Below are 15,426 nucleotides of genomic sequence, written 5' to 3' on the forward strand. Positions count from 1 at the left end.
TTACTAAAATCAACCAAACACTATTAGCTCTTTTTACCCAACTGATCCTTCCATTTCATAGCAGATAAGACGGTTAAGCTCAACAGCATATTCCATAGGCAGTTCTTTGGTGAATGGCTCGACAAAGCCCATGACAATCATTTCAGTTGCTTCGGATTCAGACAAGCCACGGCTCATGAGATAGTAGAGTTGCTCTTCTGAAATCTTAGAAACCTTGGCCTCGTGCTCCAGAGCTACCTGAGAGTTATGGATTTCATTAAAGGGAATGGTATCTGACGCAGAAATATCATCCATGATAATCGTATCACACTCAATATGGCTAACAGACTTCTGTGAATTCTTTCCAAAGGTCACTTGACCGCGGTAATCCACTTTACCTCCTCCCTTAGCAATGGACTTAGACACGATAGATGAGCTGGTATGCGGAGCATTGTGAATCATCTTAGCACCTGTATCTTGGTGCTGATTGGTATTAGCAAAGGCAATGGAAAGCATAGTTCCACGCGCTCCAGGTCCGTCCAGATAGACAGACGGATACTTCATAGTTGTTTTTGCACCAAGGTTCCCGTCAATCCACTCAACCGTCGCATCTTTCATGGCCCGCGCCCGCTTGGTCACGAGATTGTAGACATTGTCGGACCAGTTTTGAATAGTGGTGTAGCGCATATAGGCACCATCGAGGGCAAAAATTTCAACAATCGCAGCATGCAAGCTATTACTGGAATAAGTCGGAGCTGTACATCCTTCTACATAATGGACACTTGCTCCCTCGTCAACGATAATCAAAGTCCGCTCAAACTGACCCGAATTTTCATTGTTAATCCGGAAATAAGTCTGCAAGGGAACATCTACCTTGACACCTTTTGGCACATAGATGAAGGTACCACCAGACCAGACAGCGGAGTTGAGAGCTGCTAGCTTGTTATCTGTTGGAGGGACCAGCTTAGCAAAATACTGCTTGAAAAGCTCTGGGTATTCCTTGAGAGCTGAGTCGGTATCTGTGAAGACGATTCCTAGCTTTTGGAACTCTTCCTTCATATTGTGGTAGACCACTTCGGACTCATACTGGGCAGCCGCACCAGCCAGGTAGGCTCTCTCCGCTTCTGGAATCCCAATCTTCTCAAAGGTTTCCTTGATCTTCTCAGGCACTTCATCCCAGCTTCTAGCAGGTTTATCAGAGGCCTTTTGGTAATAAATCAAGTCATCAAAATTAATTTCTGACAAATCCGGCCCCCAAGACTGCATAGGCATCTTCTTGAAAGCCTCGTAGGATTTGAGGCGGAAATCCAGCATCCATTCTGGTTCATCCTTGGCTGCAGAAAGCTCACGAATGACCGCTTCATTCAGTCCTTTCCCTGTCGAGATAACAGGCTCAACATCATCATGGAAACCAAACTTGTACTCACCGAGATCAATCGGTTTTGGTTCTACTCTTTCTTCTGACATAATTTCCTTTCACATTCTTACTTTTTATCTTCTTCAATTGCTCGCTTGAGGGCATTCCAACCCAAGGTCGCACACTTAATCCGCTGCGGGAATTTGGCAACGCCTGCTAAAAAGGCTCCATCTCCCAATTCTTTCTGGCGACTGTCTTCCTGGCCCTGAACCATCTGCGAGAAGACCTCTGCTAATTCCAGCGCCTGCTCTTTTGTCTTGCCCAGAACCGCATCCGTCATCATGCTGGCCGAAGCCGTTGAGATAGTACAGCCGGAATTCACAAAGGCAATATCCTCAATTTGATTTTCAGCATTAAACTTCACAGACAGGCTGATAACATCGCCACAGGTAGGATTATTTAAGACTACCTGCTCCACATCTTCCAACTTACCATGATGATGGGGGTGAGCTGAGTGGTCGGTCACAACCGCCTTGTAAAGACTGTCTAACTTAGAAAGCGCCATTGAAAAACTCCTTTGTCTTTTCTAAAGCATCTACCAGCTTGTCACAATCGGCATATGTATTGTAGATATAAAAGCTAGCCCGCACAGTCGCCGGCACCTGCAGGTAGGTGAGCAGGGGCTGGGCACAATGATGGCCCGCCCGAATAGCTACTCCTTCGTAGTCCAGAGCCGTCGCGACATCATGCGGATGGAGACCATCTAGGTTAAAGGCAATCACACCTGAGCGCTGGGCCAAATCCTGAGAGCCATAAATGGTCAAGCCTTCCACAGCTTGCAGCTTAGGAAATACGTAGGCAATCAAGTCCTGCTCATGCTGAGCAATGGCATCCATGCCCAAGTCTTCCAAATAATCAATGGCCGCCGCAAGACCGATTACTCCTGCCATATTTGGCGTTCCGGCCTCAAACTTCCAAGGCAATTCCTTCCAGGTCGCTTCCTGTTCATAGACAAAATCAATCATTTCACCGCCAAACTCGACTGGCGACATCTGATCTAGCAGCTCTTCCTTGCCATAGAGAACTCCGATACCAGTCGGGCCTGCCATCTTATGCCCAGAAAAGGCGAAGAAGTCCACATCCAAATCCTGCACATCAATCTTCATGTGCGGAATGGACTGAGCCCCATCTACCACCAAAAGCGCTCTTTGCTGATGAACCAACTGGGCAATCTCCTTGATGGGGTTGATGACACCGAGGACGTTAGAAGCATGAGCCAGAGAGACAAACTTCGTTCGCTCATTAAGCTTGGCATGGAAATCCTCCATATCCAGAGCACCGTCTTTGAGATAAACATAAACCAACTTGGCTCCAGTCTTCCTACAAGCTTCCTGCCAAGGAATGACATTGGAATGGTGCTCCATGATCGAAATCAGCACTTCATCACCAGGCTGCAGCCTTTCAGCCGCAAACTGAGCCACCCAATTGAGACTCGTCGTGGTTCCTCGCGTAAAGAGGACTTCTCTGCTAGAAGCCGCATTGATAAAAGAGCCAACTCTTTCCCTGGCTGCTTCATAGGCCGCTGTCGCCCGCTCGGCTAGCGTATGCACACCGCGGTGGACATTGGCATTGTCTCTAAGATAGTAGTTTTCAATAGCTGCCAGCACCTGCTTGGGTTTCTGGGTTGTCGCCGCATTGTCCAAATAAACCAAAGGCTCATCATTGACAATTTGGTCCAAAATGGGAAAATCTTGCTTGATTGCTTCTGCATTAAATCCAGTCATGAAGACTCCTATCTACTTACAAGGGACAAGGCCCAGCTTTTTATCTTTTTGCGAGAATAATATCGATATTTTCAATCATTTCATCACGGACTTCCTTAACAGGAATTTCCACAATTACTGAGCCCAAGAAGCCGCGCACGACCAAGCGTTCAGCCGTCGCCTTATCAAGACCCCGACTCATGAGGTAGTACATATCTTCTGGATCTACCTGACCGATAGAAGCCGCGTGACCAGCTGTCACATCGTTCTCATCAATCAAGAGAATGGGATTAGCATCTGAGCGCGCTTGATCAGACAGCATGAGAACCCGGCTTTCCTGCTGGGCATCTGCTCCCTTAGCCCCTTTGATAATATGACCGATACCATTGAAGGTCAAGGTTCCTTTTTCCAGGATAACCCCGTGCTGCAGGATATTTCCGATAGAGTTGCAGCCATAGTTAGTTACGCGGGTATCAATCCCCTGAACTTGCTTACCGCTTGAGAGAGCCACGACTTTCATATCAGCATGGCTGCCCTTGCCATAGAGATCGCTATCAAAGTCAGCCACGACATTGCCTTCATTCATAACACCGATAGCCCAGTCAATCATAGAATCGTTGTTCAGCTTACCGCGACGGCTGATATAAGCTGTTACATTTTCGCCCAAGCGGTCAATAGCTGAAAACTTAATCTGAGCACCAGCCTGAGCAATAACTTCGACAGTGATATTGGCTGTTATCGGAACAGATCCTTCACCATAAGTCTCCAGACGTTCCAAGTAGTTAACCTTGGAATGCTTGCCTGCGATAATCAAAATATGCTTGTTAAAAGGAACATCGCTTTCGCTGTCCTGATAAAAAATTCCTTCAATCGGCTGGTCAATCTCAACATTGTCCGGCACATAAAGAACCGCACCGCTGTTGAAATAGGCAGTGTGATAAGCCGCTAATTTGTCCTCATCGTACTTGACCGCGGACATAAAATGCTGCTCCACCAACTCTGGAATTTCTTCCAAAGCTGTGTGGAAATCAGTGAAAACCACACCTTGGGCTGCCAAGTCAGCTGGCAATTGCTCCAGGACAGTCTGAGTTCCCACCTGAACAAGCTTGAGATTGTCATCTAGGGCTGTAAAGTCTGGAACACTTGTCAGCGGCTCACTCTCTGAAATACGGCCGTCACCCAGATTCCAGCGGTGAAATTTAACCCGCTCGATCCGAGGAAGTTCCAATTGGTCAATTTTATCAAAGGCCCGCTGGCGCAGTTGAAAGAGCCAGTCTGGCTCTGTATGTAGCTGTGAAAATTCTTGAATTAATTCTTTAGTCATGTCATTCTCCTATCTTTTATCAAAGTCAAAAGAATGTTTGACTAGGCTTCTTCGGTATAGGTGAAGCCCAACTCTTCAGCCAATTTAGCATAACCTTCTTTCTCCAAGCGAACTGCCAATTCAGGACCGCCAGAAAGAACGACTTTACCATCCATCATGACATGAACCACATCTGGAGTGATATAGTTGAGCAGGCGTTGGTAGTGGGTGATAATCATAGCACCAAAGCCTTCACCTCGCATAGCATTAACTCCTTTGGACACAACCTTAAGAGCATCGATATCGAGACCTGAGTCAATCTCATCCAAGAGCGCAAAAGTCGGCTCTAGCATGAGCAACTGCAGAATTTCATTGCGCTTCTTTTCACCACCAGAGAAACCTTCATTAAGGTAACGCTCAGCCATTTCTTCTTTCATGTTGAGCAGTTCCATCTTTTCATCCAGCTTCATGATAAAGTCGCGGACAGAGATTTTTTCCTCTTCTTCCTTGCCAGCATTCATAGCTGCACGTAGAAACTCTGCATTAGTAATACCAGGAATTTCACTAGGGTACTGCATAGCCAGGAAGAGTCCCATGCGAGCACGCTCATCCACTTCCAATTCTAAGATATTGACTCCATCAAAAAGCACTTCTCCTTGAGTCACTTCGTAGTTAGGATTGCCCATAATTGCTGCAGACAAGGTGGACTTCCCTGTTCCATTTGGGCCCATGATGGCTGCAACCTCTCCCGTTTTCAGAGTGAGATTCACCCCTTTGAGAATTTTTTTCCCTTCGATTTCTACATGAAGATTTTTGATTTCTAAGACAGACATTTCTTTTTCCTTTCTTTGCTTAGCTGATTTACACACTTTAGTATACCAAAAAAAAGCCCAAAAGGCTTTTATTTTGTTTAGAGCTATTCTTATTTATTCCTCTTTTGACGCCATTTCCGCCGAACTTCCTCACGGTAGGAGGAGTTGCCAATAAAGCGGAGAATATTGAGCAAAGGAGTACGATTAGGCCCCAAAACTCCGACCAGCTCAGCAAAGAGCTCAACTCCCAGAAGTAAGCCGATCATCAAGAGCACGCCACCAATTCGACTGGAAACATTCAACAAGAGAGAAATCATGGCAAAGACCAGTGAAATCCCATAGATAACCAACACTGTCCCGCGGTGAGTCAATCCCAAGGACAAGAGTCTGTGATGAAGATGATGCTTGTCAGGCGTGTAGAATTTCTGGCCAGACAGAGTACGGCGGATAATCGCCAGAAAAGTATCCGTAATCGGCACCCCTAAGATAATCATAGGAGTCACTACCGCAACAGCCGTTGCATTTTTCAGCCCTTGCAAGGACAGAACAGCAATCATAAAGCCGATAAAGAGGGCTCCTGTATCACCAAGATAAATGATAGCAGGGTGGTAATTGTAAGGGAAAAAACCAGCAATTGACAAGACCAAGACGAAAATTGTCAGGGTCAAAAAGAGATTGTGCTGGGGCAAAAAGAAGTAAGAAACAATCCCCATCGTCACCAAGGAGATGATGGACACCCCACTCACCAGACCATCCAGACCGTCAATCAAATTAACTGCATTGGTGATAGAAATAATCCACACCACTGTCAAAATATAGGATAGCCAAGGCTCAAAATGCAGGAAAGGTCCGCCAAAAGGAATCTTAAAATCATCCAATCGGAAATCTGTCAGCCACCAGATTAGACTGGCTGCTAGAACAATTCCCCCCATTTTCAGCATGGGCGTCAGCTCTTTGATATCATCAACCAGCCCTGTAAAGGCAATAATCAAACCACCTAGAACGACCGGCCAAACATAATCAAAATAGGCCTGTCCAAAAAAATCTACAGCAACAATCTGCGGCATCAAGAGCAGAGTAGAGATAGAAAAGGCCGCTACAATCGCCAACCCGCCACTGCTAGGCATGGGCTTTTTATTGATGCGGCGAGCATTGGGATAATCTACCGCCCCAATCTTAAAGGCTAGGAGCCGAACCAAGGGTGTCAGAATCACCCCGATAAAAAAAGTTCCCAGCAATACCAAGATAAACTTTAAAGGAAAAGTAATCATAGGCATTCAACCTTCTGCAGGCCGGAGACGGCATCTGTCATCAAAAGCAGATGACCGTGCTCCTGCAGCACTGCCCGAGTGATATCTGAATCATCTGCGAATTCACGCATCTTAGCCAAAAGCCAAGCTGGATAGCGCTCTGGGAAGCCCTCAACATCTACTAAAATCGTCAAATAATAAGCTGAATCGTACTTATAAAGCTCTGATAAGTCAATCTTATAGTCCACCGTCTGGGCAAAGGCCGCAGCAGCCTTAATATCTTCAAAGCGCAGGATATAGTATATATAGCGCTCTGCATTTTCTGCCGACTGCTCATCCGCCGCCTCCTGAGAAAGCTGCTCCCTTTCCTCTGCTTCGGCTGTTTCCAAAGATTGGACTGCTTCTATGTCTTCCTTACTCTTTTCAAAAATGCTCTTTTCCAATGTCTTGAGGAATTCATCTGGAGACATATGAGACAGCTCGTCCATGTCTGGCAGATCTGCCAAATCCTCAAAACTCAGATTCTTATCCAACTTAGATTTGGTAACAAAAACATCTACCTTGTCTGGCTTAGGCGTCACTCGAAAACTCAGCATACCGCTGTCCAAAAAATTATCCGGCATCTCCAACTCATCTAAGATGGTATAGAAAAACTCTTCCGTCTTTTCTTGGGGAACCAAGAAATCGGCCATTTCCATGCCGCGCTCTTCCAAATCTTCCAGCTGAATCGTGATTTTTATGGTCGAATCACTAATCTGTTTCATTTCCATATCTCTACCTCATACACTTCTAGTCCTACTATTATACTAAAAAATCCCCCGTATTTCAAAAAATAGCTAGTATTGCTCTGAAAACGGAAGTTACAAGAAAAAAACTCTCAGAAAATTCCGAGAGCTTATTATTTCACTACATGAGAGAGTCAGGGAAACATTAAAATTGCCTTTTTATCCCATCAAGGCTTTGATGGCTGCATAAACCAGAAGCACACCGCCTAGGCCAATCCGGTATTTGCCAAAAGCGGTAAAGTCATGCTTTTTGACGTAGTCTGTCAGGAAACGAATCACGACTAGACTGACACCGAAGGCCACCCCCATGGCAACTAAGAGCAAGAAGATTTGCCCAAATCCTAGACTATTCCCATTCTTGATAAATTTAAGAATTTTCCAGCCACTAGCGCCAAACATAATGGGAATCCCCAGATAGAAAGTGAACTCTGTCACGACAGAACGACTGACACCATTTAAGAGACCGCCGACAATGGTGGCACCAGAACGGCTAGTCCCAGGAAAGAGAGCTAGAATCTGAAAGAGACCAATTTGCAAGGCAGTCTTGTAAGGAAGAGAAGCTAAATCAGTCACAATAGGCTCCTCATGCTCGCGCCTTTCCAGATAGATAAAAGCCGCCCCATAGACAATCAGCATCACTGACACAGAGACCAAATTATAGAAATGCGCTTCAAACCAATCATCCAAAAATAAGCCGATAAGAGCAGCCGGCAAGGCTGCCACGACCACCTTGGCCCAAAGCTGCCAGGTCTTTTGAACCTGACGTGCTGACTTGCCTGGTTTAAAAGGGTTGAGCTTATCAAAATAGATGACAACAACCGCCAAAATAGCTCCCAGCTGGATAACGACATTAAACATTTCCATAAAGGCTGGACTTTGATTCTTAAACTGGATAAAGTCTTGAATCAAAATCAGGTGCCCTGTACTGGAAATCGGCAGCCATTCTGTGATTCCTTCGATGATACCGTAAATAATAGAGATGAAAATTTCAATGATAAACATAGAATACTCCTGAAACAAGGGTTTACTCAAGGAAAGTCACATTTAAATTCCCAAAGAGTATTAGGTCTTATTATATCACAATTTCAAGGCTAGGAAAAGCCAGTACGATAACTTTTCTGGCTAGCAGAGAGCTTGTCTATTAGAAAGCTCCACCGCCTCCGCCACCTCCGCCGCCGGAGAACCCACCACCTGAACTTCCGCCAGATGAGACAGAGAAATTGCTGGCTGTGGTGGCTACATGGCCGTAGTTTGAGAAACTGTGCATGCTGCTATAGAAGGCATAGTGCAGGTTAGCCTGAACATAGCTGTCCATAGATGGATTTTCCAAGTGAATCTGACGCAGAGTCATGACACGGCTGACACGATCTGCATAGCCAAAGAGAGTCGCATAGACCAAGAGACGGTTCCAAAGGATAATGCCTTCGATTTCCGTCTTGTCCAGATGGGCAATATCTCGTAGCATATTGGAAAAACTTCTCCACAGATAGTAATCATGCGCGCCTTCTTCATTCAGGACGCCATCTCGCCAATAAAGCTGTGACTTACTAGCAAAAATGCAAATCATAACAAGTCCCACCAGTGCTAAAGGAATATATATCCAAATAAGACTTTCAAAAGCTGCCATATAGACAAACAAAACTCCAATAGAGAACAACAAAACAGCACTAGCTAGAATAATGGCAGTAATCAGCAATCTCTTTTCCTGAACTTTAAGAGGCCGATAGTGACCAAAGAGACCCAAACGCTTGCCTTCCGAGCGCACTTCTTTAGATAAGGAGCGCAAACTGTTTGTAAATAAGGACTTAATATTGCTACCGATGTTACGGATATAGGACTCATCCGCAGAAGACTTGTGCTTATAAATATCTTCTGAAATTTGATAGGCTGAAAAGAGATCTTTCACCCTAGCCTGGGATTGCTTGTTAAAAGCCATGCCCAGAAAACGTCTCTCAAAGTCTGCCAGCCCATCATAAGTCGCTATTTGCAGAACAGGATTTTCAGCATCCCCCTGCAGGAGGAGATTGCCCCTGTCCAGCAAGTCTAACAAAGTCGCCTGAACCATGTTTTCAAAGTTCAGCACTGCCTTTCCGCCCCTAGTCGGATCGACATCCTCCATGTCTACCGCGTAAATATTTTCCGCCAAGACAAGAGGAGCCAAGTCCTGAGGCGCCTCGTATAGACGGGCATTCTTGGGATAAGACTGCTTAGGCTTGATCTTCTGAGCAAAGACAAAATAAAGGATAGCCGCTACAAGGATAGCACATAGGAGCAGCAAGGGTATATAAATTTCTCCTAGCTGCCGGTAAAAGACCGTCTTGCGGGCAATCTTTTCTTCTTGAGCTTTAAAGGTTGGCAAGTAGTCGCTCTCGTCTTCATTCTGGGACACAAGAGAGACCGCTTGTCGATCCCAATAACCGTGGAGCTCGACATTATCGCCCGAGCCAATTCCATTGAGTTTGACCAGATAGTCGGTGCCATCCTTATCCACGAAAGGCTGGGTTCCAAAGTAGCCACTATGAGCAAAAAGCTCGCTCTTATCTGGATTGCTCAAGCCAGAAACCGTTAAAACGACCTCCCCTATCCCCTGGTCCCAGTCACTGATAGGAGTCCAGTTGAGCTCAGCAATATCCTTGTGAAGAAAAAGGAGATTTCTCAGCTGCCAAGTCACAGTAACAACAACTCTGTCACCGTCGTTTCCGGAATTATAGATTTTGACTTCATAGCCATCTCCCAAGTCTCTGACTTGGGGGTTAATGTCCATATCTGGCTCACCATTCGTCAGAACCGAGACCGTCGGATTCCCATCAATGGCAAAGCCATTAGGCATCTTTCCAGCAGAACCCAGCGAAACAATCTGACCATTATAGTCGTCATTAAACTTGTAGGTTACTTTTTCTGTATAGGTAGCTGTATTGTCCTCACGCAAGGCCAGATCGCCTTGATAGGATTCAATATCATAGTCAACAGCCGAGACAACCCGACCAAAACAAAGGCAGGAAAATAAAACCAACAGAAGATAAAAATATCGCTTCATATTCAACCTCTCTTTACAGATACTTGGCTCTATTATATCATTTTTATCAAGTAAGGGCTTACTAGGATTGAAAAGAGTAGCAATTTTCGATAGAATAGGAAGAACTATTATTAGATAAGCAGGAGAATCCCATGAAGAAATTATTACTCACTTTATTTACAGCCCTCCTGGTCACCTTAGGAACGGTCCATGTTATTCAGGCCGATGACTACCTGAGAATCGGTATGGAGGCAGCCTACGCTCCCTTCAACTGGACTCAGGATGATGATTCCAACGGTGCTGTAAAAATCGAAGGCACCAACCAATATGCCAACGGATACGATGTGCAGATTGCCAAAAAAATTGCTCAAGAGATGGGTAAGGAACCTCTGGTTGTTAAGACTTCTTGGAATGGCTTAATTCCTGCTCTGACTTCTGGCAAAATTGACATGATTATTGCAGGTATGAGTCCAACTGCCGAGCGGAAAAAGGAAATCGCCTTTTCCAACAGTTACTACACCAGCGAGCCTGTTCTCCTAGTTCGTAAAGATGGAAAATATGCATCCGCTAAGACTCTAGAAGACTTCAAAGACGCCAAAATCACTTCCCAGCAAGGAGTTTATCTCTACAATCTCATTGACCAGTTGCCTGGCGCCAAAAAAGAAACAGCTATGGGTGATTTTGCCCAGATGCGTCAAGCCTTGGAATCTGGGGTTATTGATGGCTATATCTCTGAGCGGCCAGAAGCCTTGACTGCCGAGACTGCCAACTCAAACTTCAAAATGATTCAATTTGAGAAAGGCTTTGAAGTTGGCGAAGAAGATGCTTCTATTGCAATTGGGATGCGTAAAGATGACAATCGTATCGAGCAAGCTAATGCAGCTATCGCTAAGATTACTACCAATGACCAAGTCAAGCTGATGGATGAGATGATTCAGAAACAGCCTGTTGATACGGATAGTGAAACAACGAATGAATCATTCTTCAGTCAAGTAGCTAAGATTCTAGCTGAAAACTGGCCGCAATTCCTACGCGGAGCTGGTTTGACCTTGCTCATTTCGATTACAGGTACCATCGCAGGTCTCATCATCGGACTGCTGATTGGCGTTTATCGAACAGCGCCAGCTTCTAAGAATAAACTCCTAGCATCACTGCAAAAAATCTTTGGCTGGTTCTTAAATGTCTATATTGAGATTTTCCGCGGAACTCCCATGATTGTTCAGTCCATGGTTATCTACTACGGAACTGCCCAGGCTTTTGGAATTTCTATCGACCGGACTATCGCTGCCATTTTCATCGTCTCCATCAATACGGGAGCTTATATGAGCGAGATTGTCCGCGGCGGTATCTTTGCTGTTGATAAGGGGCAATTCGAGGCTGCAACGGCACTGGGTATGACACATGGTCAGACCATGCGCAAGATTGTTCTGCCTCAGGTCGTCCGTAATATTCTGCCTGCAACTGGTAATGAATTTGTCATCAACATCAAGGATACATCCGTGTTAAACGTTATCTCAGTGGTTGAGCTTTATTTCTCTGGAAATACTATCGCTACCCAGACCTACCAATACTTCCAAACCTTTACTATCATCGCTGTAATCTACTTTGTCCTGACATTCAGCGTGACACGCATCCTGCGCTATGTTGAAAGACGCTTCGACACAGACAACTACACGACAGGCGCCAATCAAATGCAGACAGGAGAAGTGAAATCATGACAGAAACTATTCTAGAAATTAAAAACCTCAAAAAGTCCTACGGTGAAAACCAAGTCCTCAAGGACATCTCCCTCACTGTTCATAAAGGAGAAGTGATTTCCATCATCGGCAGTTCCGGTAGCGGAAAGTCAACATTCCTGCGCTCCATTAACCTTCTGGAAACACCAACTGGCGGACAGATTTTCTACCGCGGCAAGAATGTCCTGGACGAGAATTACGACTTGACCCATTACCGTGAAAAGCTGGGCATGGTCTTTCAGTCTTTCAATCTCTTTGAAAATCTTAATGTCCTGGAAAATACCATCGTCGCTCAGACAACGGTCCTGAAAAAAGAACGGTCAGAAGCCGAGAAAATTGCCAAAGAAAACCTCAACAAGGTTGGAATGGGCGAGCAATACTGGCAGGCCAAGCCTAAGCAACTCTCAGGCGGTCAGAAGCAGCGGGTCGCTATTGCCCGCGCCCTCTCTATGAATCCTGACGCCATCCTCTTTGACGAGCCGACTTCAGCCCTCGACCCTGAAATGGTTGGTGAAGTTCTAAAAATCATGAAAGAACTGGCTCAGGAAGGGCTGACTATGATAGTCGTAACCCACGAAATGGAATTTGCCCGTGATGTCTCCAGCCGTGTTATCTTTATGGACAAGGGCGTCATCGCTGAAGCTGGCAGCCCGCAGGATATCTTTACCAATCCAAAAGAAGAAAGAACCAAAGAATTCCTGCAGCGCTTCCTCAGCTAAATTACTTCGATTTTCAAAAGCAAAAAGGAATCTGGAACTAAATCCAGATTCCTTTTTTGATTTAATGAGCAATATCAGTTGCACAATTTTGAAGTTTAGTCTTCAAATTTTTCATGGTTTTTGTCGTAGAAATCAATCAAGCCAAGAGCTGTTTCAAAAGAGATATTTTTCACTTTTGCACGTCCTTGAGCAAGAGCAATGATAGACATTTCACGTGCATTTGTTTCTTTACTAATACGGTAACCAGTGATCTTCTTATCACGTACCCAACTAACAACAGATTCTACTTTCTCGAAATTAGATTTAGCCATTTCTTACTCCTCTCTATTCTAGCTACATCAACTACTATAATTGTTTTTATACAGTTTGTCAACTTAAACAAACCAAATTCGAACAAATTAAATAATTCTGAATTTTCTTTACTTAGCTTTGAGGGCTGAAAGTATCTGAGTCCGAATACTTTCGACACCTTCTGGATTTGCTGGAAGGAAGATGGTATTATTACCCGAACTATCTGCAAAATTATTCAGCGTATCCAGATACTGGTTGGTCAAAAGAATAGACATAATCTGCTCTTCTGTCAACTCAATATTGGCACCCTTCAATTCCTTGATAGAGTCTGCCAAACCATCCACAATGGCCTTCCGCTGCTCAGCGATACCAACCCCATGCAGGCGGTCTTTCTCAGCTTCTGCAGAGGCAGCTGTCACAATCTTAATCTTATCCGCTTCAGCCAATTCCTGAGCAGCCACACGCTTACGCTGCGCCGCATTGATTTCGTTCATAGACTGTTTAACTTCAGCATCAGGCTCAACCTTGGTAATCAAGGTTTTGACAATGATATAGCCATAGGTCGACATTTCTTCTGCCACTTGCTTTTGGACTTCTAGGGCAATTTCGTCCTTCTTTTCAAAGAGCTCGTCCAAGGTCAGTTTTGGAACGGAGGAACGAAGGGCATCTTCAATATAGGACTTAATTTGAGCTTCTGGCCGCATAAGTTTGTAATAAGCGTCAATTACGTTGTTCTCATTTACACGATACTGGGTCGCAACGTTCATAGTTACGAAAACATTATCCTGTGTCTTGGTCTCAACGACAATCTCGCTCTGCAGCAAACGCAGCTGAACACGAGCCGCTATCTTATCAATCCCTAAAGGAAGACGGAAATTGATACCGCTGCTGCTAGTTTTGTGGTAGCGTCCAAAACGCTCAATGATTGCCACAGATTGCTGACGAACCACATAAACGGCACTAAGCAACAAGAATATAAAGATTATGATCAATATGATAAAGAAAAATGGAATAAAAAACATGTTCAAGCCTCCTTGATTCACTATAGTATATTCTAACATATTTAATTTGCAGTTTCAAACGAAAGCATACAAATTAGGCTAAAATATCTTTACAATCAGACAAGCATATTGTAGAGTGTTTCATTCCCGTTCAGATTGATAAAGGACGGATCGAACTGCTCAATACGGTTAATCAAAGAAGCATAATCATGCTTATCTGCCAGAGAAATACCAATCAAAACTGGACCCGTTCCCTTGCTTGCCCGCTTGATATATTCAAAACGAGTGATGTCGTCATTGGGTCCTAAAATATCATTCACAAATTCTCTCAAGGCACCTGGACGCTGCGGGAAGTTAACCACGAAATAGTGCTTGATGCCATCGTAAATAAGAGCCCGTTCTTCCATCTCTGGCATTCGGTTGATGTCATTATTACCACCTGAGATAATGCAGCAGATAGTCTTCCCCTTGATATACTCACTCAGCACTTCCAAAGCAGCAACACTTGCCGCACCAGCAGGCTCTGCGACAATCCCTTGCTTGGAGTATAGATCAATGATGGTCTCTGAAATAAGCCCTTCATCTACACCGATAAGATTTTGAACATTCTTTTGTGTAACCTCATAGGTTGACGCACCAACCTTCTGGACTGCGATGCCGTCAGCAAATTTGTCGATTTCTTTAAGCTTGACCGGACCTCCAGCTTCAAAAGCTGCTTTCATACTGCGGGCACCGTTGGCTTCCACACCAATAACTTCGATAGCTGGCTGACTTTCTTTGATATAGGTTGAGACTCCTGATATCAGTCCGCCGCCACCAACTGGTACTAAAACTGCATGAAAATCGATAGCTTCTCTCTTGGCCTCATCTAAGATTTCATAAGCCACTGTTCCTTGACCAGCTTGGACATCTTCATTGTCAAAAGGATCGATAAAGGTGCGATTTTCAGCCTTAGTATAGTCAAGCGCAGCCTTGGCCGAAGCATCAAAGGTATCTCCAACCAGCTTGATATCCACAAATTCACCGCCAAAGAAGCGAACCTGACCAATCTTCTGCTGAGGAGTCGTGATAGGCATAAAAATAGTTGCTGGAATTTTCATTTCCTTACAAGTATAGGCCACTCCTTGGGCGTGATTTCCCGCAGAAGCACAGACAACCCCACGCTGACGTTCCTCTTCATTAAGTTGAGAAATGGCATAATAAGCCCCGCGAAGTTTAAAAGAGCGCACCCGCTGCATATTTTCCTTCTTCAGGTAAATCTTGGCCTGGTACTTCTCCGACAAATAGTGGTCGTAGTCAAGCGGAGTATTGACAACCACATCTTTTAACACTTTATGAGCATGCGTGATATCTTTTGCTCTGAGCATATTTTTTCCTTCCCTATTCTTCCAGTTTATTCTCTATCAAGCAAAAC

Annotated in this window: 14 protein-coding genes; 2 read left to right on the plus strand and 12 right to left on the minus strand. The window is 44.7% G+C overall.

Features of this window, described 5'->3' with window-relative positions; all coding sequences use genetic code 11:
* Positions 1-33: 33 nt before the first annotated feature.
* The 9 genes from sufB to K4H96_RS09880 form a co-directional block, all read right to left on the minus strand.
* Positions 34-1,446, minus strand: a complete 1,413-nt coding sequence (gene sufB, locus K4H96_RS09840) for a Fe-S cluster assembly protein SufB (RefSeq protein WP_223337597.1) — start codon at positions 1,444-1,446, stop codon at positions 34-36.
* A gap of 17 nt (positions 1,447-1,463) precedes the next feature.
* The gene (gene sufU / locus K4H96_RS09845) at positions 1,464-1,901 is read right to left on the minus strand and encodes a Fe-S cluster assembly sulfur transfer protein SufU (RefSeq protein WP_002902442.1); all 438 of its coding nucleotides are present in this window, start codon (positions 1,899-1,901) and stop codon (positions 1,464-1,466) included.
* On the minus strand, positions 1,888-3,120 hold the full coding sequence (locus K4H96_RS09850) for a cysteine desulfurase (RefSeq protein ID WP_223337598.1): 1,233 nt from the start codon (positions 3,118-3,120) through the stop codon (positions 1,888-1,890). Before K4H96_RS09850 ends, sufU begins: the two co-directional genes overlap by 14 nt.
* Positions 3,121-3,160: 40 nt before the next feature.
* Positions 3,161-4,423: a Fe-S cluster assembly protein SufD gene (gene sufD, locus K4H96_RS09855; RefSeq protein ID WP_223337599.1), complete on the minus strand. Its 1,263-nt coding sequence runs from the start codon at positions 4,421-4,423 to the stop codon at positions 3,161-3,163.
* Between the two features lie 41 nt (positions 4,424-4,464).
* Positions 4,465-5,235, minus strand: coding sequence for a Fe-S cluster assembly ATPase SufC (gene sufC / locus K4H96_RS09860; RefSeq protein WP_223337600.1), 771 nt, complete (start codon positions 5,233-5,235; stop codon positions 4,465-4,467).
* An 89-nt stretch (positions 5,236-5,324) separates the two neighbouring features.
* The gene (locus K4H96_RS09865) at positions 5,325-6,491 is read right to left on the minus strand and encodes a glycosyltransferase family 4 protein (RefSeq protein WP_317628006.1); all 1,167 of its coding nucleotides are present in this window, start codon (positions 6,489-6,491) and stop codon (positions 5,325-5,327) included.
* Positions 6,482-7,234 (minus strand): adaptor protein MecA, encoded by a 753-nt coding sequence (gene mecA / locus K4H96_RS09870; RefSeq protein WP_223337601.1) that lies wholly within the window; start codon positions 7,232-7,234, stop codon positions 6,482-6,484. Before mecA ends, K4H96_RS09865 begins: the two co-directional genes overlap by 10 nt.
* Before the next feature lie 174 nt (positions 7,235-7,408).
* The gene (locus tag K4H96_RS09875; RefSeq protein ID WP_223337602.1) at positions 7,409-8,251 is read right to left on the minus strand and encodes an undecaprenyl-diphosphate phosphatase; all 843 of its coding nucleotides are present in this window, start codon (positions 8,249-8,251) and stop codon (positions 7,409-7,411) included.
* Between the two features lie 139 nt (positions 8,252-8,390).
* Positions 8,391-10,286 (minus strand): DUF2207 domain-containing protein, encoded by a 1,896-nt coding sequence (locus K4H96_RS09880; RefSeq protein WP_061592739.1) that lies wholly within the window; start codon positions 10,284-10,286, stop codon positions 8,391-8,393.
* A gap of 131 nt (positions 10,287-10,417) precedes the next feature.
* Here K4H96_RS09880 and K4H96_RS09885 point away from each other — a divergent pair, with 131 nt between their 5' ends.
* Both K4H96_RS09885 and K4H96_RS09890 read left to right on the plus strand, forming a co-directional pair.
* Complete coding sequence (locus K4H96_RS09885) at positions 10,418-11,983, plus strand: ABC transporter substrate-binding protein/permease (protein WP_223337603.1); 1,566 nt, start codon at positions 10,418-10,420, stop codon at positions 11,981-11,983.
* The gene (locus tag K4H96_RS09890; protein ID WP_002893646.1) at positions 11,980-12,720 is read left to right on the plus strand and encodes an amino acid ABC transporter ATP-binding protein; all 741 of its coding nucleotides are present in this window, start codon (positions 11,980-11,982) and stop codon (positions 12,718-12,720) included. Before K4H96_RS09885 ends, K4H96_RS09890 begins: the two co-directional genes overlap by 4 nt.
* A 95-nt stretch (positions 12,721-12,815) precedes the next feature.
* Here the strand turns inward: K4H96_RS09890 and K4H96_RS09895 are convergent, their stop codons facing one another.
* The 3 genes from K4H96_RS09895 to ilvA form a co-directional block, all read right to left on the minus strand.
* Complete coding sequence (locus K4H96_RS09895) at positions 12,816-13,031, minus strand: capsule biosynthesis transcriptional regulator (RefSeq protein ID WP_002893653.1); 216 nt, start codon at positions 13,029-13,031, stop codon at positions 12,816-12,818.
* A gap of 108 nt (positions 13,032-13,139) precedes the next feature.
* Entirely contained in the window at positions 13,140-14,072 is a 933-nt protein-coding gene (locus K4H96_RS09900; protein ID WP_002898882.1) for an SPFH domain-containing protein, read from the minus strand.
* A gap of 56 nt (positions 14,073-14,128) precedes the next feature.
* Complete coding sequence (gene ilvA / locus K4H96_RS09905; protein WP_223337604.1) at positions 14,129-15,379, minus strand: threonine ammonia-lyase IlvA; 1,251 nt, start codon at positions 15,377-15,379, stop codon at positions 14,129-14,131.
* Between the last annotated feature and the right edge of the window lie 47 nt (positions 15,380-15,426).

It is taken from the genome of Streptococcus sanguinis, assembly GCF_020729765.1.
In the GTDB taxonomy this organism is placed as follows: Bacteria; Bacillota; Bacilli; order Lactobacillales; family Streptococcaceae; genus Streptococcus; species Streptococcus sanguinis_Q.